The sequence below is a fragment of the Polaromonas sp. JS666 genome, assembly GCF_900103405.1.
GTDB lineage: Bacteria > Pseudomonadota > Gammaproteobacteria > Burkholderiales > Burkholderiaceae_C > Polaromonas.
Map to the genome: position 1 here is coordinate 838,293 of NZ_FNHX01000001.1, position 18,999 is coordinate 857,291.

General features: G+C 65.9%; 18 protein-coding genes. 4 read left to right on the forward strand and 14 right to left on the reverse strand.

All coding sequences use genetic code 11. The features are described from left to right. Positions 1 to 15 precede the first annotated feature (15 nt). The 12 genes from rmuC to BLQ85_RS04180 form a co-directional block, all read right to left on the reverse strand. A complete protein-coding gene (gene rmuC / locus BLQ85_RS04125; protein ID WP_371327259.1) occupies positions 16 to 1,374 on the reverse strand; it encodes a DNA recombination protein RmuC in 1,359 nt (452 codons plus the stop codon). 41 nt (positions 1,375 to 1,415) lie between these two features. After that, entirely contained in the window at positions 1,416 to 2,402 is a 987-nt protein-coding gene (locus BLQ85_RS04130; protein ID WP_074575003.1) for a 2-hydroxyacid dehydrogenase, read from the reverse strand. A gap of 6 nt (positions 2,403 to 2,408) precedes the next feature. Further along, positions 2,409 to 3,701: a citrate transporter gene (locus tag BLQ85_RS04135; RefSeq protein ID WP_074575005.1), complete on the reverse strand. Its 1,293-nt coding sequence runs from the start codon at positions 3,699 to 3,701 to the stop codon at positions 2,409 to 2,411. A 36-nt stretch (positions 3,702 to 3,737) separates the two neighbouring features. After that, a complete protein-coding gene (gene pncB / locus BLQ85_RS04140; RefSeq protein WP_074575006.1) occupies positions 3,738 to 4,934 on the reverse strand; it encodes a nicotinate phosphoribosyltransferase in 1,197 nt (398 codons plus the stop codon). A 100-nt stretch (positions 4,935 to 5,034) separates the two neighbouring features. Further along, entirely contained in the window at positions 5,035 to 5,391 is a 357-nt protein-coding gene (locus BLQ85_RS04145) for an FKBP-type peptidyl-prolyl cis-trans isomerase (protein ID WP_007868513.1), read from the reverse strand. 74 nt (positions 5,392 to 5,465) lie between these two features. Then, positions 5,466 to 6,122, reverse strand: coding sequence for an ABC transporter ATP-binding protein (locus BLQ85_RS04150; protein WP_083336742.1), 657 nt, complete (start codon positions 6,120 to 6,122; stop codon positions 5,466 to 5,468). Beyond that, entirely contained in the window at positions 6,115 to 6,885 is a 771-nt protein-coding gene (locus tag BLQ85_RS04155; protein ID WP_074575009.1) for an ABC transporter ATP-binding protein, read from the reverse strand. The genes BLQ85_RS04150 and BLQ85_RS04155 overlap by 8 nt, the downstream gene beginning before the upstream one ends. Further along, positions 6,885 to 8,765 (reverse strand): ABC transporter permease, encoded by a 1,881-nt coding sequence (locus BLQ85_RS04160; protein WP_074575011.1) that lies wholly within the window; start codon positions 8,763 to 8,765, stop codon positions 6,885 to 6,887. Before BLQ85_RS04160 ends, BLQ85_RS04155 begins: the two co-directional genes overlap by 1 nt. Before the next feature lie 134 nt (positions 8,766 to 8,899). Beyond that, complete coding sequence (locus BLQ85_RS04165; protein ID WP_074575013.1) at positions 8,900 to 9,646, reverse strand: nitroreductase; 747 nt, start codon at positions 9,644 to 9,646, stop codon at positions 8,900 to 8,902. Then, a complete protein-coding gene (locus BLQ85_RS04170) occupies positions 9,643 to 10,086 on the reverse strand; it encodes an acyl-CoA thioesterase (protein WP_074575015.1) in 444 nt (147 codons plus the stop codon). Before BLQ85_RS04170 ends, BLQ85_RS04165 begins: the two co-directional genes overlap by 4 nt. A 6-nt stretch (positions 10,087 to 10,092) precedes the next feature. Further along, positions 10,093 to 11,052 carry an NAD(P)H-binding protein gene (locus BLQ85_RS04175; RefSeq protein WP_074575018.1) on the reverse strand — a complete coding sequence of 320 codons (960 nt, stop codon included), beginning with the start codon at positions 11,050 to 11,052 and terminating at the stop codon, positions 10,093 to 10,095. Positions 11,053 to 11,113: 61 nt separating this feature from the next. Beyond that, on the reverse strand, positions 11,114 to 12,061 hold the full coding sequence (locus BLQ85_RS04180) for a histone deacetylase family protein (RefSeq protein WP_074575020.1): 948 nt from the start codon (positions 12,059 to 12,061) through the stop codon (positions 11,114 to 11,116). A 278-nt stretch (positions 12,062 to 12,339) separates the two neighbouring features. Between BLQ85_RS04180 and BLQ85_RS04185 the strand changes: the two genes are divergently transcribed. Next, a complete protein-coding gene (locus tag BLQ85_RS04185; RefSeq protein ID WP_074575166.1) occupies positions 12,340 to 12,888 on the forward strand; it encodes a phasin family protein in 549 nt (182 codons plus the stop codon). A 169-nt stretch (positions 12,889 to 13,057) separates the two neighbouring features. Here the strand turns inward: BLQ85_RS04185 and BLQ85_RS04190 are convergent, their stop codons facing one another. After that, the gene (locus tag BLQ85_RS04190) at positions 13,058 to 13,936 is read right to left on the reverse strand and encodes a patatin-like phospholipase family protein (RefSeq protein ID WP_074575167.1); all 879 of its coding nucleotides are present in this window, start codon (positions 13,934 to 13,936) and stop codon (positions 13,058 to 13,060) included. 132 nt (positions 13,937 to 14,068) lie between these two features. On the opposite strand from BLQ85_RS04190, the gene BLQ85_RS04195 reads away from it, so the two are divergent. Then, on the forward strand, positions 14,069 to 15,112 hold the full coding sequence (locus tag BLQ85_RS04195) for a Fe(3+) ABC transporter substrate-binding protein (RefSeq protein ID WP_007868547.1): 1,044 nt from the start codon (positions 14,069 to 14,071) through the stop codon (positions 15,110 to 15,112). A gap of 171 nt (positions 15,113 to 15,283) precedes the next feature. Continuing rightward, a complete protein-coding gene (locus BLQ85_RS04200; RefSeq protein ID WP_074575022.1) occupies positions 15,284 to 16,051 on the forward strand; it encodes a 3-hydroxyacyl-CoA dehydrogenase in 768 nt (255 codons plus the stop codon). 19 nt (positions 16,052 to 16,070) lie between these two features. Here BLQ85_RS04200 and BLQ85_RS04205 read toward each other — a convergent pair whose 3' ends face one another. Beyond that, the gene (locus tag BLQ85_RS04205; protein WP_074575024.1) at positions 16,071 to 17,003 is read right to left on the reverse strand and encodes a LysR family transcriptional regulator; all 933 of its coding nucleotides are present in this window, start codon (positions 17,001 to 17,003) and stop codon (positions 16,071 to 16,073) included. Positions 17,004 to 17,109: 106 nt separating this feature from the next. Here BLQ85_RS04205 and ggt point away from each other — a divergent pair, with 106 nt between their 5' ends. Then, a complete protein-coding gene (gene ggt, locus BLQ85_RS04210; protein WP_074575026.1) occupies positions 17,110 to 18,978 on the forward strand; it encodes a gamma-glutamyltransferase in 1,869 nt (622 codons plus the stop codon). Positions 18,979 to 18,999: the final 21 nt, after the last annotated feature.

Consider the following 18,999-nt stretch of genomic DNA (forward strand, 5'->3'; position numbering starts at 1 on the left):
CTCATGCGCGGTGCATCAGGGGTTGTCCAGGTCTTTGTCAAGAGGGTCCAATGGAAGCAGGCGGGCGGATTCGATTTCGGGCAGCGCTTCGACGTTGCGCAAGGCCTTGCCCATGACGCGGCTGCGCTGCTCGGCGCTGCTCAGCGTGTTGAGCACGGTTTCGGTCTGGGATTTGACCTTGGCCAGCACGTCGCCGAACTTGCCGAACTCGGTCTTGACCGCGCCCAGCACCTGCCAGACTTCGCTGGAGCGTTTTTCCAGCGCCAGCGTGCGAAAGCCCATTTGCAGGGAGTTGAGCATGGCCAGCAGCGTGGTCGGGCCGGCCAGCGTGACACGGTGGTCGCGCTGCAGGAACTCCATCAAACCTGGTCGGCGCAGCACTTCGGCATACAGGCCCTCGGTCGGCAGGAACAGGATGGCGAAATCGGTGGTGTAAGGCGGGTCTATGTACTTGTCGGAAATCGATTTGGCTTCCAGGCGTATGCGCGCTTCCAGCGCCTTGCCGGCGATTTCCGCGCCCAGCACGTCGGCGCGCTGCTGCGCGTCCAGCAGGCGTTCGTAATCTTCGTTCGGGAATTTCGCGTCTATCGGCAGCCACAGCGGCTCACCCGAATCGGAGCGGCCCGGCAGCTTGATCGCGAAGTCGACCGGGTTCTTGCCGCCGCGGCGCGTGATGACCTGGGCCGCGTACTGGTCGGCGGTAAACACCTGCTCCAGCAGGGCCGAGAGCTGCGCTTCGCCGAAAATGCCGCGCGTCTTCACATTGGTCAGCAAATGCTTGAGGTCGCCCACGCCCTGGGCCAGCGTCTGCATCTCGCCCAGGCCCTTGTGCACCTGCTCGAGCCGGTCGGCCACCTGCTTGAAGCTTTCGCCCAGGCGGGTTTCCAGCGTGGTCTGCAGCTTTTCGTCGACCGTCTTGCGCATCTCGTCGAGCTTGGCCGAATTGGTCTGCTGCAGCTGCGCGAGCTGCTTTTCCAGCGTCTCGCGCACTTCACCCATGCGCCTGGCATTCGACTCGCTGACCGATTGCAGCTGCGTGCTCAGGGTGTCAGACAGCGTTTTTTGCAGCAGGGTGAGCTGCTGCGCGAACGCGTCGATCTGGGTGTTCTGCGTGCGGGTGGCTTCGGCGCTTTGCTGCACCAGGGTTTGCTGGAACGTGGCGAAAGTTTTCGCCAGCTCCTCGCGGCCGCTGCGCGCGTTGTCGCCGATCTCGCGGCGCAGCTCGCGCTCCAGCTTGTCGTGACCCGCCGCGATGGTCGTGAGCAGCTCGGTGCGGCCCGTATCCGAAGGTTCCGCCGGCTTGCGCAGCAGCAGCCACACCAGCAAGAGCAGGTTGGCCACAGCCAGGGCGATGATCAGCCAGTTTTCCATCATGTGTGCATTGTCCGCTTGCTGCTTCTACTTGCTTGATGGGTTTATTTTCCGGCCAGTACCGCGGGATTGAGCGGAGTCAGCGGCTTCTTGCCGCCGAAAAACGCGATCAGGTTGTCGGCGGCCAGGCTGGCCATGGCCATGCGCGTGGGAATGGTGGCGCTGGCGATGTGCGGGGTCAACACCACATTGGGTACCGTCAGCAGGTCCGGGTGCACCTTGGGCTCGCCCTCGAACACGTCCAGCCCGGCGGCCGCGATGCGCTTGTCACGCAGGGCCGCGGCCAGCGCGGCGTCGTCCACGATGCCGCCGCGCGCGATGTTGATCAGCGTGGCGGTCGGCTTCATCAGCGCGAGTTCGGCCGCGGCGATGCTGTGGTGGGAGGCCGGCGAATACGGCAGCACCAGCACCAGGTGGTCGGCCGTCTTCAGAAGCTCTTCCTTGCCGACGTAGCTGGCCTTGCATTCGGCTTCCAGCGCCGCGTCCAGGCGCGAACGGTTGTGGTAAATCACCTTCATGCCGAAACCGTGGGCGCCGCGTTTGGCAATGCCCTGCCCTATGCGGCCCATGCCCAGGATGCCCAGCGTGGCGCCATGGATGTCGGAGCCGGCGAACATGTCGTAGCTCCATTTGGTCCATTTGCCGGCACGCAGATAGTGTTCGCTCTCGGTCACGCGGCGCGCCGTGGCCATCAGCAGCGCAAAACCGAAGTCGGCCGTGGTTTCGGTCAGCACGTCGGGCGCGTTGGTGGCCAGCACACCAGCCGCGGTCATTGCATCGATGTCGAAGTTGTTGTAGCCCACGGCCATGTTGGCGCAGATCTTCAGGCCCGGGCAGGCGGCCAGCACCTCCGCGTCAATTTTGTCGCCGCCAGTAGTGAAGGCCCCGTCCTTGCCCTTGAGGCGCTCGGTCAGCTGGGCCTTGGACCAGGTCTCGTCGGCCTGGTTGGATTCGACGTCGAAATGCTGCTCCAGGCGGGCGATGACTTCGGGGAAGACGGCGCGTGCGACGAGGATTTTGGGCTTGCTCATGATGGTTCAGGATGAGGTGAAAGACGATGCTACCGGTTCAGCGGACAAACCAATAACCGAGGTAAAAGGAGAAGTGCCCGCAGCTTGCCGGACCCGGGGCGCGTCGGGGTGCCAGCCCAGCACGGCCAGCAGCACGAAGAAGCCGAGCACATAGCCCAGCGCCACATGCCAGCCGCCCTTGAGCCAGGCGGCTACGGACCTGGCCTCGGGGTACATATTGGCCAGCGCCACGCCGGCCGAGGAGCCGAACCACAGCATGCTGCCGCCGAAGCCGACGGCATAGGCCAGAAAACCCCAGTCGTAGCCGCCCTGGCGCAGGGCCAGCGCCGTGAGCGGGATATTGTCGAACACCGCGCTCACAAAACCCAGGCCGAAAGCGGTTTGCCAGCTGGCGGCCGGCAGGTGCTGCACCGGCATCATGGAAGCGCACAGCACCAGCGACAGCAGGAAGACGCTGCCGCGCGTGGCCTCGGGCAACAGGCCCCAGTTGGAACGGCGCCAGGGCGTGGTCAGCGCGATCGCCACCCAGACTGCAATGCCTATCACCGGAAGCCGCTCCAGCACCGCGGGGTCGCGCAGGTTGAAGTACACATTGGCGGCCACCGCCGACAGCAGGATGATGGCGACGATGCCCAGGCGCGCCCAGTGCAGCTGCGCGCCCGGCACAGCCTCCTTCATGATGGGCTGCAGCGCATGCTGCTGGCGCGCCGCGATCACGCCGAAGACGGCCAGCGCCACCACAGCGCCCGCATAGGACTCGAAGACCTGGCCCGGCGAGACGCCGGCAATCCACATCATGGTGGTGGTGGTGTCGCCTACCACGCTGCCCGAGCCGCCGGCGTTGCTGGCGGCCACGATGGCGGCCAGGAAGCCGATGTGCACGCGCTTGCGGTAGAGCACGGACGCCATGGTGCCGCCTATCATGGCCGCCGCGATGTTGTCGAGAAAGCTGGAGAGCACAAAGACCAGTAGCAGCATCACGAAGCCGCCCTTCCAGTCGTCGGGCAGGTAGCGCGGCAGCAGCGCCGGGATGCCGCTTTTTTCGAAGTGGTCTGACAGCAGTGCGAAACCCAGCAACAGGCCCAGCAGGTTGGCCAGCGTCACCCACTCATGCGCCAGCAATTGCAGCAGGCCGCCCAGGCCGGGCGTGCCGAAAAAATCGCCCAGCACAAGTTTGTAGAGCGTGATCACCACCAGGCCCGCCAGCGCCACCTTGAGCGTGTGCCGGTGCAACAGCGCCACACCGAGCAGCGTCAGGCCGAACAGCACAAAATCAAGGGGGATACCTGCAATAGCCACGCGCTGGTTCTGGATAAAAGATAAGTAAGCGGTCGATTATGCCGGTGAGGCGATTTCAAACACCTGGCGCAGGTAGGCCAGGTATTTTTCGTCATCACACATGTTCTTGGAAGGGGTGTCGGAAAGCTTGGCCACCGGCTGGCCGTTGCAGCGGATCATCTTGATGACGATCTGCAGCGGCTCGTAGCCGAGGTCGTTGGTCAGGTTGGTGCCTATGCCGAAGGCCAGTTGGCAGCGTCCCTTGAACTGGTGGTACAGCTCTATGGTGCGCGGCACCGTGAGACCGTCGCTGAAGATCAGCGTCTTGGTTTTGGGGTCGACCCGGTTTTTGCTGTAGTGCGCGAGCATGCGCTCGCCCCACTGGAACGGATCCCCGCTGTCGTGGCGCGCGCCGTCGAACAGCTTGCAGAAATACATGTCGAAGTCGCGCAGGAAGGCGCTCATGCCGTAGACGTCGGACAGCGCGATACCGAGGTCGCCGCGGTACTCCTTGGCCCACGACTCAAAAGCGAAGACCTGACTGTCGCGCAGCCGCGGCCCTAGCGCCTGGCAGGCCTGCAGGTATTCGTGCGCCATGGTGCCCAGCGGCGTCAGGCCCAGCTTCATCGCGAACAGCACGTTGCTGGTGCCGGCGAACTGCCCCTGCATCCCCGTGCCGAGGCGCCCGGCCAGCGTGCGCAGCACTTCCTCGTGCCAGGCCTTGCCGAAGCGGCGGCGTGTGCCGTAGTCGGCGATCTTGAGCGCGCCCAGGCCTTCGGCCTGCAGCTCGCCAATCTTGGTGTCCAGCCGCCTGCGGCCCTCGGCGAAGTCGGCTTTTTTCTGCGTGTTGCGGAAGTAGACCTCGTTGATGATGGCCAGCACCGGGATCTCGAACAGGATGGTGTGCAGCCAAGGGCCCTTGATGGAGACCTCGATCTCACCCGAGGGCAGCGCCGTGACGCTCACGTATTTTTCGTTGAGGCGGAAGATGCCGAGGAAGTCGACGAAGTCGCTCTTGATGAAGCGCATGGCCTTGAGGTAGGCCAGCTCGGCATCCTGGAAACGCAGGTTGCACAGGCCGCGGATTTCCTCGCGTATCTCGGTCACATAGGGCGCCAGGTCGCCTATGCCAGTCGCGCCGGCGTTGCGGCACTTGAAGCGGTACTCCACCTCGGCGCCCGGAAACTGGTGCAAGACCACCTGCATCATGGTGAACTTGTACAAATCCGTATCGATCAGACTGGTGATGATCATGGAGAACGCTTGAGGGCCGCGGCGCCGGGGCGCCTTGGCGGTTAATCAGGTGAACAAGCCCGCTGCAAACCATGCAGGCGGGCATCCAACGCGCGCCGGCTCAGGTGCCGAGGAAATCCACTTCAAACAGCAGCGTGGCATTTGGCGGAATCACGCCGCCGGCGCCGCGCGCACCGTAACCCAGCGCGGCCGGAATGATCAGGCGGCGCGTGCCGCCCACCGACATGCCCTGCACGCCTTCGTCCCAGCCGCGGATGACCTGGCCAGCGCCCAGCGAAAACTCGAAAGGCTGGCCGCGGTCCTTGCTGGAATCGAACTTGGCGCCCTGCACGCCGTCGTTGTAAAGCCAGCCGGTGTAGTGGACCTTGACGTTCTGGCCGGCCTTGGCGATGGCGCCTGTGCCCAGCACGGTGTCTTCGTACTGCAAGCCGGAGGCGGTGGTGGTGATGTTGCTCATGGGGTCCTTTGAGGGAATGGAGGATTAAAAAGAAGAGGGAAAAGAAAAAAAACAGGAAAGAAGCAGGTCTTTCTTCACGAACCCCTGACTTTACCCGCAACCAGCAAAACCAGCCTGTCAGCGCGGGCAGCCAGCAGTTGGTTCTGCTCGGCCACCAGCAGGCCCAGGCCTTGCCGGCGCAGCGCCAGCAGCGCGTCGCGAATCGCTTCCACCAGCACGGGGGCAATGCCCTCGCAAGGTTCGTCCAGCAGCAGGATGCGCGGGCCGGTCATCAGCGTGCGGGCAATCGCCAGCATCTGTTGCTCGCCGCCGCTCATCTGGGCGGCGCGGCGCCCCAGCATGGCCTTGAGCGCGGGGAACAGGTCCAGCGCCCTGGCCTCCTGGGCCTGCAGGTCGCGGCCCGCTGCGATGCGCAGGTTTTCGCGCACCGTGAGTTCGGTGAACAGGCGGCGGTCTTCGGCGACATAACCCAGGCCGGCCTGGGCGCGGCGGTGTGTGTCCCAGCGTTCAATCGGGGCCAGGCCCGCGCCCTGGGGGCCCACCGGGTCGCGGTATCGGATGCAGCCTTCGGTGCGCACCTCCAGGCCCATCAGGGACTTGAGCAGCGTGGACTTTCCGGCGCCGTTCAGGCCCTGCAGCACCACCAGTTCACCGGGCACCACCTGCAGCGACACCCCGAACAGCGCCTGGGCCGGGCCGTAGAAGGCATTGAGCTGGTCGACCTCAAGCATGGCCACCTCCTTCGCTGCCAGCTTCACCGCCCGCCTGGCCCAGGTAGCGGCTGCGCACCACGGCGTCGCGCGAGATCTCATCGAACGAGCCCTGCGCCGCCAGCCGGCCTTCTATCAGCACCAGCACGCGGTCGGCCACGCCGGCCACGGCGTCCATATTGTGTTCGGTGTAAAGCACGGCCATGCCCTGCCCCGCCAGGCGCTTGACGAGCTGCATCAGCTCGGCACGCTCGGGTCCGGCCAGGCCGGCGGCCGGTTCGTCGAGCAGCAGCAGCCGCGGCCGGGCCGCCAGCGCCAGGGCCAGCTCCAGCCGCTTCTTCGCGCCGTAGGGCAGGCTCAGCGCGTCCTGCTCGGCCAGCGCCTGCAGGCCGGTTTGTTCCAGCAGCGCCAGGGCCGGCTCGCGCGACTGGCTATCCAGGCGCCTGAAAGCGGAGACGGCCCGCTGGCCCAGGCGCGCCTGAATCGCCAGTTGCACGTTCTGCAGCACCGTGAGCGCTTCAAACACCTGGGCCACCTGGAAGGTGCGGGCCACGCCAAGCCGCAGACGCGCCTGCGGGCTGAGCCCCTGCAGCGCCTGGCCATTCCAGGCGATGTCGCCGCCCGTGAGCGGGTACTGGCCGGCAATGCAGGCAAAGGTGGTGGACTTGCCCGCGCCGTTGGGACCTATCAGGGCCACGCACTGGCCCGGCCCCACCTCGAAGCTCACGCCGTCGACCGCGCGCAAGCCGCCGAAATGTTTGACGAGTTGCCGGACCTGCAGCATCAGGCGCTCCTTCCGGAGCGGCGCCGCCAGGCGCCAACAAGGCGCGGCAGCAAGCCCAGCAGCCCCGAGGGTGAGACCGCCATGATCAGCATGATGAAGACGCCCAGCAAGCCGCGCCAGTAAGTGACCTCACGGCCCAGCTCAGCCCCGGCGTAACTCAGCACCATGCTGCCCGCGACCGCGCCCCAGAGCTGGTGCACACCGCCCAGCAAGACCACCAGCAAGGCATCGACGGAGGTGGAGACCGACGCGAGCGAAGGAAACACCGCGCCCTTGTGCGCGGCGAACAGGCCGCCGGCCAGGCCCGCGAGCACGGCGCTCTCGACAAAAATCCGGTATTTGAGCCAGTTCACCGCCAGCCCCGAGGCCGAGGCGCGCAAAGGCGCGTCACGCAGGGCCTGCAGCGCGGCCCCCATGACCGAGCGCGCCAGAAAACGCAGGGCCGCCACGGACACCAGCGCCAGCCCCACCAGCAGGGCGTAAAACACCGGCCGGCCTTCGTCGCCGACCAGCGTCAGGCCTATCAGGCCGTTGTCGCCGCCGGTGAGTTCCACCCACTGCGTGGCACCGGCCCAGATCACCTGCGCGAGCGCCAGCGACAGCATGGCCAGGTACACGCCGCTGCTGCGCACCACCGCCGCGCCGAACACTGCAGCCACCGCCAGGGCCGCGCCGCAACCGGCCGCCAGTGCCAGCGGAAGCGAAACACCCCAGAGGCTGTGCGAGAGCGCCGCGCCATAAGCGCCCAGCGCAAAAAAGGCGGCATGGCCAAAACTGACCAGGCCGCCCAGCGCCATCATGGACTGCAGGCTGATGCCGAAAATCATGAGGATCAGCGCATCGGCCGCCAGGGCCTGCCAATAAGGGCCGCCGGCCCACGCCAAGCCGGCCATCAGCACAAAGGCCGCGGCGATGGCCGAAGACCCGGCCGCGCCCATCGCCAGCCCGCGAAATTTCTGGGCCGCCTCGCGCACGCCGCTGCCGGCCTCCTGCGCCGAGGCCGCCCTGCCGTTGAGCCCCTGGGGCCGGAACACCAGCACCACGGCCATAGTCAGGAACACGATGACCAGCGTGGCCTGCGGAAATACATTGATGCCGAAGGCGTGGACCAGCCCTATCAGCAACGCCGCCACAAAAGCGCCGCCTATGCTGCCCAGCCCGCCGGTGACCACCACCACAAAGGTTTCGACGATCACGTTCATGTCCATCTGCAGGTGGGCGGGCTCGCGCGGCAGCTGCAGCGCGCCGGCCAGGCCCGCCAGCGCGCAGCCCAGCACCACGGCGCCCAGCATCAGCGGTCGCGGGTTGACGCCCAGCGCCGCGAGCATGGAGCGGTCCTGCGTGGCGGCGCGCAGGCGCTGGCCGAAACGGGAGCGCCGCAGCAGCAAGTGCAGCCCCAGCCAGACCAACGGGCCCAGCGCGATCATTGCGAGCTGGTAGACCGGGAAAAGCTCATCGCCGATCTGCACCGAACCCTTGAGGCCCGGAAAGCGCGGCGCGAACACCTCGTCGGGACCGAAGCCCCATTGCATGGCATCGTGCATTGCCAGCGTCAGGCCGAAAGTGGCGACCAGCTGGTAGAACTCAGGGGCGCCGCTCATGCGCCTGAGCAGCAAAAACTCCGCCGCGGCACCCGCCAGGCCCGCGCAGGCCGCCCCCATCAAAATCGCCATCAAGTACAGCGGCGCGCTTTCACCCCAGGCCGGAAACCAGCGGGTAACCCAGTGCGCCGTGAACAGCGCCCCCAGCATGAAAAAACTGCCATGCGCGAAATTCACGATGCGGGTCACGCCGAAGATCAGCGTGAGGCCCGCCGCCATCAGGAACAGCGTGGTGGCGTAAGACAGTCCACCGAGCAGCTGCACTATGGAGACGGTCACGCCCTCAATTCCTTGCAATCAACCAGGGGTTCCAGTTCCAGCAGGGGCCGCGGAACCGGCTTTGCCGGGCCGCAGGCGCGGCGCCCCCTCGGGGGACAGCGCATTACACGCAGTGAAAAGCATGGGGGCACTACTTAGTCCAGCCAGGTCGTGAACTCGGTGGCCGGCACGCGCGGCGTTCTGAAAGTGTTGACCAGCGCCGTTTCATCGGCATAGCCCAGCGACATACCGCACACCAGCATCTCGTCAGGACCCGCGCCTATGTGCGGCAAGATGATTTTTCCGAAACCGTTCCAGGCGGCCTGCGGGCAGGTGTGCAGGCCCAGGCCGCGCGCGGCCACCATGAGGTTCTGCATGAACATGCCGTAATCCACCAGCGAGCCGCGGCCCATCACGCGGTCCAGCGTGAACATCAGGCCCACGGGTGCATCGAAGAATTTGAAATTGCGGTGGTGCTGCGCATGCATCTTGTCCTTGTCGCCCTTGGTGATGCCCAGCAGGCCGTAAAGGCCCCAGCCGTTGGCGCGGCGCCGATCGATGTAGGGCGACACCCACTTCTCGGGGTAGTAGTCGTATTCCTCTTTGTATTCGGCCGCCAGGGCCGGGTTGGCATGCAACGCGTCGTGGGCATTGCAGACTTTTTCAACCAGAACGTCGCGGCTCGCGCCCTGCAGCACATAGGCTTTCCAGGGCTGGGTGTTGGTGCCTGAGGGCGCGCGGCTGGCAAGCTCCAGCAGGTGGGCGATGGTTTCGCGCGGCACCGGCTTGGGTAAAAACTGGCGTATCGACTGGCGGCTCACGATGGCTTCATCGACCGCATTGCGCGCATCGCCGGCCTGGCGCGGGGTGATATAGGAAGGCGCGGGCGGTGCCTGGGTCATCGCAAGGTCTCCAGTACGGAAAGCAGTTCGGGTGGAAGCGGCGCCGGCCGGCGCGTGGCGCGGTCGACGTAAACATGGATGAAATGGCCCCTGGCCGCGCACAGCTGGTTTTCATCGTTGGGGAACAAGGCCACTTCGTAGCGCACGCTGGACGAACCCACATGCGCCACGCGGATTCCGGCCACCACGGGCTCGGGAAAAGCCAGCGGTGCGAAGTAGTTGCATTGGGTCTCTATTACCAGGCCGATCACGCCGCCGGTGTGGATGTCGATGGCGCCACGTTCGATGAGCAGGCCATTGACGGCGGTGTCGAACCAGCTGTAGTAAACGACGTTGTTGACGTGGCCGTAAATATCGTTGTCGGACCAGCGGGTACCGATGTCGCGGAAAGCTTTGTAGGCGCTACGGGCTTCGGCTTGCGGCCGTGTCGGGGAACTCATGAGGCCTTATTTTGCCAGCGCGGGCCGCACCCGGCTCGCGGGCATCCTTGACCCGATGGCGTGGGGCTCGCGTCCCAGCAATTCGGGCAACCGGTTTGGCACAGGGATGTTGTCCCGCTGCAGCAAGATCCAGTGCCCGTAAGAAAACGGCGAGAAATGCAGCACATCGCAGGCATGCGCGCCCAGCCGTGCCGCCCAGTTGGGCAGCGGCAGTTGCAGTGCGCGGGTGGCGGTGTAGTCGGCGCGCAGTTCGCGCAGGTATTCCGCATAGCCATAGCGGCGGCTGCCGCCCAGTTCGACCTCGCGGTGGGTGGCCAGGGACGGCATGGCCGCCAGGGCGGCGAAGGCCAGGCCGAGGTCGGTGGCCGTCATGGCCGCGATGCCGCCCCGCGCGCCGCGCGGAATGCCATGCACGGGTGAGCGCGACAGGCCGCGCAGCCAGCGCGCGCCAAAGCCGCCCTCACCGTCGAGCAGCGAGGGGCGCACGATGGCGTAGTCGCTGCCCGAAGCCGCGATGGCGCGCTCGCCCAGCAGCTTGCTCGAGAGGAAGCGGCTTTTGGCGCCTTCGTGCAAACCCAGGGCCGAGGTGTGTATGAAGCGTATGCCCGCCTTGGCACAGGCGACGGCCAGCGCCGCGGGCGCGCGGTGGTGCACATGGTCGTAGGACTCGCCCGGCCGCTGGCGCAGTATGCCCACGCAGTTGACGACCACATCCACGTCTTTGAGCAGCTCCGCCCAGGCATCGGGCTGCAGCAGTTGTTCAAAACGCGCGAGGCGCATGTCGGCAAAGGAATAAGCGGCCTGGTGGCGCTCGGGGTGGCGGCTGCCTATCGCGAGTTGCGCGCCCGATGCGTGCAGTGCCGCCACGGCATGGCGGCCTATAAAGCCGGTGCCGCCGAGGACGAGGACACGCGCAAGGGAAGGTTTTTCAGGATGGGCGGGAATATCGGTGGTGTTCGGCGGCATGTTTTTGCTTTTCTATGTCCAAGGGTCGCCGAAGCGAATCTGAGGCAATGTAGCAGCAATGCTAGGGATTCCAGCGCGCCCAGTATTCGAGCGCCAGCGTGTAAGTATTCATCTGCACCTGCACGGTCTCGTCGATGTTGACGCCGTAGCCGCCGGCCATGGCAAATGCCAGCGGGATGCGGCGCTGCCAGGCCCAGTCGAAGACGCGCCGGTCGCGCGCCTCCAGGCCGTCGAAACTGAGCGCCAGGCGGCCCAGGCGGTCGCCCTCGTAGGGGTCGGCACCGGCCAGGTACAGGACCAGGCCGGGCTCGAAGCGCCGCTCGAGTTCGTCGAGCGCATGCTCCAGCGCTTGCAGGTAGGCCGCGTCGCCGCAGCCGTCGGGCAGGTCCACGTCGAGGTCGCTGGCCTCCTTGCGGAAGGGAAAATTCTTCTGCCCGTGCAGCGACAGCGTGAAAACGCTGGGGTCGCTGGCAAAGATGCTGGCCGTGCCGTTGCCCTGGTGCACGTCGAGGTCGATGATGGCGACCTGCAGCGGCTTGCGCCCGTGCCTGTGTTGCCGCGCCCATTCCGCCTGCATCAGCCTGGCGGCCACGGCCGCATCGTTGAACACACAAAACCCGCCGCCCTTGTGCGCATAGGAATGGTGCGTTCCTCCGGCAAGGTTGGCCGCGATGCCCTCCCCCGGCCGGCCCGGCGAACCCATGGCCACACGGGCCGCCGCGACCGTGGCGCCGGCCGAGCGGCGCGCGCGCTCGGCCATGCCCGGGCTCCAGGGAAAACCGATCTCACGCTGGGCCGCGGCCGGCAGGGTTCCGTGGCTGATGGCGTCTATGTAGTGCGGCGTATGCACCAGCGCGAGCTCGCCGTCTGTTGCGGCTGGCGCCTGCGCCATGCGCACCCGCGGGCGTTCATTCACCAGGCGGTCGCGCAGCAAACGGTATTTCGCCATGGGAAAGCGATGGCCGGGCGGCAGCGGCAAAACAAAGTTGTCGGCGTAAAAGGCTTGCAAGATGTGAAGGTGTTGCGATTTCGGGGCTGAGGCCATTGTGGCCTCGGGCCACACACTTAGAAGAATGGGTGCATGCAGGGTGAGTCGAGTAGTCCTTTTTGGGTACTTTTCAGCGCTGTTTCAGAGCGTTACCTAGGGCTTGGCCTCTAAATTGGTGCATCGCAACATAAAATACTTGCAATGGTGCACACAGTCCCTATACTTGGACTTATGTTGCAGTGCAGCAATTCAGCGCAAAGCAACACCATTGCCCTCACCTAAACCTATTTTGGAGATTCATTATGCTGACCGCTGAACAAGTCCTCGCTTCCCACAAAGCCAACATCGAAACCATGTTTGGCCTGACCCACAAAGCCTTCGAAGGCGTTGAGAAACTGGTCGAACTGAACGTGCAGGCCACCAAGGCCGCCCTGGCTGAAAGCGCCAACCACACGCAAGCCGTGCTGGGCGTGAAAGACGCACAAGAACTGCTGGCCCTGCAAGCCGGCCTGGTCCAGCCCCTGGCTGAAAAGACCGCCGCCTACAGCCGTCACCTCTATGACATCGCTTCGGCCGCTGGCGCTGAACTGGGCAAGACCTTTGAAACCCAGGCTGCTGATGCGCAGAAAAAATTCGTCGGCCTGGTCGACAACGCCGCCAAGAACGCACCGGCCGGTTCCGAAACCGCCGTGGCTGTCCTGAAGAGCGCCGTCGCCGCCGCCAACAACGCTTTCGAGTCGGTCCAGAAGGCCGTCAAGCAAGCCACCGACATCGCTGAAGCCAACTTCAACACGGTGGCTGCTTCCGCCGTGAACGCCACCAAGACGACCACCGCCAAAAAGCGCTGATCGCAGCGCCTTGCGCGCTAACCTTCACGGAGCCTGTTTCGCGAATCCTGTTTGACTGAACAGGGTTTCAAGCCAGTTGTCTCCTCGGGTCCCTTCCGAAATTCATTTTCACGGACCCCTTAAAGCCCGATCGCAAGATTGGGCTTTTTTTTGCCTGCGCTATCTCTGTCTATTTCTGCGCCGTAACCGCCGCAGCCTCGAGTTTGGCCTTGAGCTGCGGCAGCGCCGCCAGCATGGCCGCCCGGCCCGCATCGATGGCGCGCTGGCGCGCCGAGAAGTCGGCGCTCTTGAGGCCTGTCAGCGAGGGACGCACGACGACGTCGGCATCCTTGAGCTCGTACTGGTTGATGCTTTTGCCCATGATGGCAAAGGTCTGCAGCAGGATCTGCAGGGTATCGCCCGCGGGATTGCCTTCCGGCGGGCTCGAGATGTCGACGGCCACCACGATATCGGCGCCCATCTGCCGCGCAAAACGCACCGGCACCGGCGACACCAGGCCGCCGTCCACATACTCACGGCCGTTGATCTTGACCGGCAGGAACACCGCCGGCACCGCGCTCGACGCGCGCACCGCCGTGCCGGTGTCGCCGCGCTGAAACAGCACGGCCTGGCCGCTGTTGAGGTCGGTGGCGACGATGCCCAGTGGAATCGCCATGTTCTCCATGGTGCGGTTGGCGACCAGGTCGTTGACATAGCGGGCCAACGCGTCGCCGCGGAACATGCCGCGGCCGAAGATGGGCAGCATCCAGTCGGTGATGGCCACCTCCTCCATGTTCAGCGCGGTCTGCTGCAGCTGCGCGCTGGTCTTGCCGCTGGCATACAGCGCCGCCACCAGGCTGCCGGCCGAGGTGCCGACCACCAGTTGCGGCTTGAGCCCGGCCTCCTCGAGCACGGCGATCACGCCCACATGGGCAAAACCGCGCGCCGCGCCACCGCCCAGCGCCAGCCCTACACGCACGGGCTTTCTGGCGGCCTCAGCCGGCGGCGGCACGGTCGCAACCGGGCCGGACGGCATGACGGCGCAGCCGGCCAGCAGCAGTATCGCCATGGCCATGCAGGCGCCTGCATACCTGCCTGGCTCGCATGAAAACGTGCCCAGCGTAGGGACTCTGCCAAGAATGATTCTTATTTGCTTTATCATGGCCGGGCTTTAAAAATACCTGTAAGGAAGTGGAAAGTTATGTTCAAAAAAGTGCTTCTCTCGTCGCTGCTCTTGCTGGCAGGCCTGGCATCGGCCCAGGAGCAGGTGGTCAACCTGTATTCTGCCCGCCATTACCAGACCGACGAAAAGCTCTACAGCGACTTCACCAAGGCCACCGGCATCAAGGTGAACCGCGTGGACGCCGACGACGCCGGCATCCTGGCCCGCCTGAAGGCTGAAGGCGCGGCCTCCCCCGCCGACGTGATTTTGCTGGTCGACGCGGCCCGCCTCTGGAAGGGCGATGCGGACGGCCTGTTCCGGCCCATCAAGTCGCCGGCCCTCGAAGCCGCCATTCCCGCCAAGCTGCGCGCCAAGGAAACCGCCGAGGGCACGACCTGGTTCGGTTTCTCGACCCGCGCCCGCGTCGTGGTGTTCGACAAGCTCAAGGTCAAGAAGGCCGATGTAGATACCTATGAAAAACTCGCCGACCCGAAAAACAAGGGACTGCTGTGCACCCGCTCGGGCGCCCACCCTTACAACCTCTCGCTGTTCGGCGCGGTGACCGAGCACCTGGGCGAAGCCAAGGCCGAGCAGTGGCTCAAGGGCCTGGTGGCCAATATGGCGCGCGACCCCAAGGGCGGCGACAGCGACCAGATCAAGGCCGTGGCCAGCGGCGAATGCGGCATCGCGCTGACCAACACCTACTACCTGGCGCGCATCATGCGTTCCAACGCGCCCGACGACAAAGTCGTGGCCGACCGTGTCGGTGTGGTCTTCCCCAACCAGGACAGCTGGGGCACGCATGTGAACATCGCCGGCGCGGCCGTCGCCAAGAATGCCAAGAATACGGCCAACGCCGTCAAGTTCATGGAATACCTGGCCAGCCCGAGCGCGCAGGAATACTTCGCCAACGGCAACAACGAATGGCCCGCCGTGCCGGGCCTGGGCGTCAGCAACCCGGCGCTCAAGGCCATGAGCCCCTCCGGCAACGGCAGCTTCAAGTCCGAAACCATCCCGATCAGCGCCGTGGGCAACAACCAGCTCAAGGTGCAGCAGATGCTGGACCGCGTCGGCTACAAATAAGAACCAGCCAGCGCCCTTGTTTTGCAAAAGCCCGGCCGCCGACAGGCACCGGGCTTTTTTCATGGGCCATAATTGACGTTTACGTTAACGTCATGTCGCCCAGCCGTATGCGGGCCCTGGCGTTGACACAAACCCCATTTAAACCTCCCACTCTTCATTCAAGGAATCACCATGGAAATCGCAGGCAAAGTATTTATCGTCACCGGCGGCGCATCGGGCCTGGGTGAAGGCACGGCGCGCATGCTGGTGGCCAATGGCGCCAAGGTTGTCATTGCCGACATGCAAGCCGACAAGGGCGAAGCCATCGCCAAGGAGCTGGGCGCGGACAAGGCCGCTTTCGTCAAGTGCGACGTGAGCCAGGAGGCCGACGGCCAGGCCGTGGTGGCCAAGGCGCTCGCCATGGGCAAGCTGATGGGCCTGGTGAACTGCGCCGGCATTGCGCCCGCCGAAAAAACCGTGGGCAAGAACGGCGCGCACGGCCTGGCCCTGTTCAGCAAGACCATCACCGTCAACCTCATCGGCAGCTTCAACATGATCCGCCTGGCGGCCGACGCCATGTGCAAGAACGAGCCCGAAGCCACCGGCGAGCGCGGCGTGCTGATTTCCACCGCCTCGGTGGCGGCCTACGACGGCCAGATCGGCCAGGCCGCCTACAGCGCCTCCAAGGGCGGCATCGTCGGCATGACCCTGCCGATTGCCCGCGACCTGGCGCGCAACGGCATCCGCAACATGACGATTGCCCCCGGCATCTTCGGCACGCCCATGCTCTTCGGCATGCCGCAGGAAGTGCAGGACTCGCTGGCCGCCGGCGTTCCCTTCCCCTCGCGCCTGGGCACGCCACAAGACTACGCGCGCCTGGCCAAACACATCATCGAAAACGACATGCTCAACGGTGAAGTGATTCGCCTGGACGGCGCGATCCGCCTCGCACCGCGCTGAGTTTTCGCGCTGGACGGGCTCAGGCCGCGGGCGGATGCAGCGCGGCCAGCCTGTCGGTCAGCAGCGCCGACAGCCTGTCTATCACCTCGTTGACGCGGGCCGGCACATAACGCCGGCTCGGCACCACCGCATAGAGCGGCGCCGGCTCGCCCAGGTGGCCTTCGAACAGGCGCACCAGCTTGCCGCCGGCTAGCGAGGCCATGAGGTCGATCTCGGACTGGTAAACGATGCCCCGCCCTTCCAGCGCCCACTGCAGCGCGATGGAGGCGTCATTGCAGGCCAGCGGCCCGGCCACGCGCACCTGGAAAGGCGCGCTGGCCTCCCCCTGCAATTCGAACTGCCACTGGTCCTGCCGGCGCTCGCGCACGTGGCAGACCAGGCAGTCGTGCTGCGCGAGTTCGCAGGGCTGCACGGGCGTTCCGCGGCGCGCCAGGTAGTCGGGGCTGGCGCAGGCGATGCGGCGGGCCGGCGCCAGCAGGCGCGCCGAATGGGTGGAGTCCATCAGCGGCCCGTTGCGCAGCGCCACGTCTATGCCTTCGCGCACCAGGTCCACGCGCGCATCGCTGATCTGCAGGTCGATCTCGATGCCGGGATGCTGCGCGGCGAATTCCGCCAGCCAGTAGGCGAGCATCTCGCGCGCCAGCATGGCCGTGGCGGTGATGCGTATGCTGCCCGTGAGGCCGAAGGTGCCGGCGCGCACCTTGGCCTGGCCTTCGGCCACCAGCTCGAGCGCGCGGCGCGCGTGCTCGACCATGACCGCGCCTTCGGCCGTGGGCCGCACGGCGCGCGTGGTGCGCTCGAACAGGCGCACACCCAGCGAGGTTTCCAGCCGCTTGATCGCCGCACTGACGGCGGCCGTGGAGAGCCGGCAGCGCTTGCCCGCACCCGTGAGGCTGCCGGTCTCCGCGGTGGCCAGCAGCACACGCAAGGCATCGAGATTGTCAAATTCCATGGAAGAGTGATTTCTCCGAAACGCCATTGTGAGGCGCGGGGCCGCTGGCTATATTTGCCGGCGGGCCTACAGCCCCCCAAGCAAAAACTACAGTCAAGGATATCCCATGAGACACGCCTTCCCGGCACTGGCGGCTACCGCGCTGCTGGCCGCCTGCGCCAGCAGCCCCTCCTCCTTCACCTACCAGGTCCCGGCCGACGAAGTCGCGCGCGGCGCCAAGTACATGCAGCCAGAAGGCTCCTCGGGCTTCACGCCCAAGCCGGGCTGGGCCACGAAGAAGTTCGCCGTGGCCGCCGCCAACCCGCTGGCCACCGACGCCGGTTACCAGGTGCTCAAGGCTGGCGGCTCGGCCGTAGACGCCGCGATTGCCGTGCAAATGGTGCTCACACTGGTGGAGCCGCAATCCAGCGGCATAGGCGGCGGCGCCTTCCTGCTGCATGCCAGCGGCGGCAAGGTCGAGGCCTTTGACGGCCGCGAAACCGCGCCCGCAGCCGCCGATGAAAAGCTCTTTATCGGCGCCGACGGCAAGCCCATGGCGTTTTACGACGGCGTGGTCGGCGGCCGCTCCGTTGGCACGCCCGGCACCGTGCGCATGCTCGAGATGGCCCATAAGCAGTACGGCCGGCTTCCCTGGGCCCAGCTGTTCGCGCCGGCGATCCAGCTGGCCGAAGGCGGCTTCAAGGTCAGCCCACGCCTGAACACCCTGCTCAAAGGCGAGCAGCACCTCAAGAAGGACGCCACGGCCGCCGCCTACTTCTACAAGCCCGACGGCAGCCCGGTGGACGTGGGCCAGACCCTGCGCAACCCGGCCCTGGCCGAGGTGCTGCGCCAGATCGCAGCCAAAGGATCGAGCGCGCTGCTCGAAGGCCAGGTCGCCCAGGCCATCGTCGCCAAGGTGCAGGGCCACGCCAGCAACCCCGGCAAGCTGGCCCTGGCCGACCTGGCCGGCTACCAGCCCAAAAAACGCGACCCGATCTGCACCGACTACAACGCCGCCGGCAAGGCCTATCGCCTCTGCGGCATGCCGCCGCCCAGCTCGGGCGCGATTGCCGTCGGACAGATCCTTGGCATCCTGAGCAACACGCCGGCAAGCACCCTGGGCCTGGTCACCGGCAGCGGCGGCGCCCCCGGCACGGTTGCACCCACGCCTTCGGCCGACTGGCTGCACCTTTACACCGAGGCTTCGCGCCTGGCCTTTGCCGACCGCGGCCAGTACCTGGGCGACCCGGACTTTGTGCAGCCGCCGGGCGGCAGCTGGATGAGCCTGCTGGCCCCCGCCTACCTGAGCGAGCGCGCCAAGCTGATACAGCCCACCGGCCCCAGCATGAAGACCGCCAAACCCGGCGTGCCGGGCGCCGTCAAGACGGCTTACGCGCCCATGCCCGAGCAGCCCGAGTACGGCACCTCGCACATCAGCATCATCGACGGCTACGGCAATGCGATCGCCATGACCACGACGATTGAAGACCAATTCGGCTCGCGCCTGATGACCGACGGCGGCACTGGCAAGGCCGGCGGCTTTTTGCTCAACAACGAGCTCACCGACTTCAGCTTCGCCCCGACGGACGCCGAAGGCAAGCCCGTGGCCAACCGCGTGCAGCCCGGCAAGCGCCCGCGCTCGTCCATGGCGCCCACGCTGGTGTTCGACAAGAACTCGGGCCAGCTTGTCATGAGCGGCGGCAGCCCCGGCGGCGCCCTCATCATCCACTTCACGGCCAAAACCCTGTACGGCACGCTGAACTGGGGGCTGAACGCCCAGCAGGCCATAGACCTGCCCAATTTCGGCTCGCTCAACGGCCCGAGCATCCTGGAAGAAAAACGCTTCTCGCCGGCCACCGTCGAGGCGCTGCGCAGCCGCGGCGCCGAGGTGCGCGAGCAAACCATGACCAGCGGCCTGCAGGCCATCCAGAAAACGCCCGAAGGCTTCTTCGGCGGCGCCGACCCGCGGCGCGAGGGGCTGGTCCTGGGTGACTAAACCGCCCTATACCCCGTGAAT

Coding starts and splice junctions, on each gene's coding strand:
- rmuC (WP_371327259.1), bottom strand. CDS start 1,374: ATGATGGAAAACTGGCTGATCATCGCCCTGGCTGTGGCCAACCTGCTC.
- BLQ85_RS04130 (WP_074575003.1), bottom strand. CDS start 2,402: ATGAGCAAGCCCAAAATCCTCGTCGCACGCGCCGTCTTCCCCGAAGTC.
- pncB (WP_074575006.1), bottom strand. CDS start 4,934: ATGATCATCACCAGTCTGATCGATACGGATTTGTACAAGTTCACCATG.
- BLQ85_RS04145 (WP_007868513.1), bottom strand. CDS start 5,391: ATGAGCAACATCACCACCACCGCCTCCGGCTTGCAGTACGAAGACACC.
- BLQ85_RS04150 (WP_083336742.1), bottom strand. CDS start 6,122: ATGCTTGAGGTCGACCAGCTCAATGCCTTCTACGGCCCGGCCCAGGCG.
- BLQ85_RS04155 (WP_074575009.1), bottom strand. CDS start 6,885: ATGCTGCAGGTCCGGCAACTCGTCAAACATTTCGGCGGCTTGCGCGCG.
- BLQ85_RS04165 (WP_074575013.1), bottom strand. CDS start 9,646: ATGACCCAGGCACCGCCCGCGCCTTCCTATATCACCCCGCGCCAGGCC.
- BLQ85_RS04170 (WP_074575015.1), bottom strand. CDS start 10,086: ATGAGTTCCCCGACACGGCCGCAAGCCGAAGCCCGTAGCGCCTACAAA.
- BLQ85_RS04175 (WP_074575018.1), bottom strand. CDS start 11,052: ATGCCGCCGAACACCACCGATATTCCCGCCCATCCTGAAAAACCTTCC.
- BLQ85_RS04190 (WP_074575167.1), bottom strand. CDS start 13,936: ATGGCGATACTGCTGCTGGCCGGCTGCGCCGTCATGCCGTCCGGCCCG.
- BLQ85_RS04195 (WP_007868547.1), top strand. CDS start 14,069: ATGTTCAAAAAAGTGCTTCTCTCGTCGCTGCTCTTGCTGGCAGGCCTG.
- BLQ85_RS04200 (WP_074575022.1), top strand. CDS start 15,284: ATGGAAATCGCAGGCAAAGTATTTATCGTCACCGGCGGCGCATCGGGC.
- BLQ85_RS04205 (WP_074575024.1), bottom strand. CDS start 17,003: ATGGAATTTGACAATCTCGATGCCTTGCGTGTGCTGCTGGCCACCGCG.
- ggt (WP_074575026.1), top strand. CDS start 17,110: ATGAGACACGCCTTCCCGGCACTGGCGGCTACCGCGCTGCTGGCCGCC.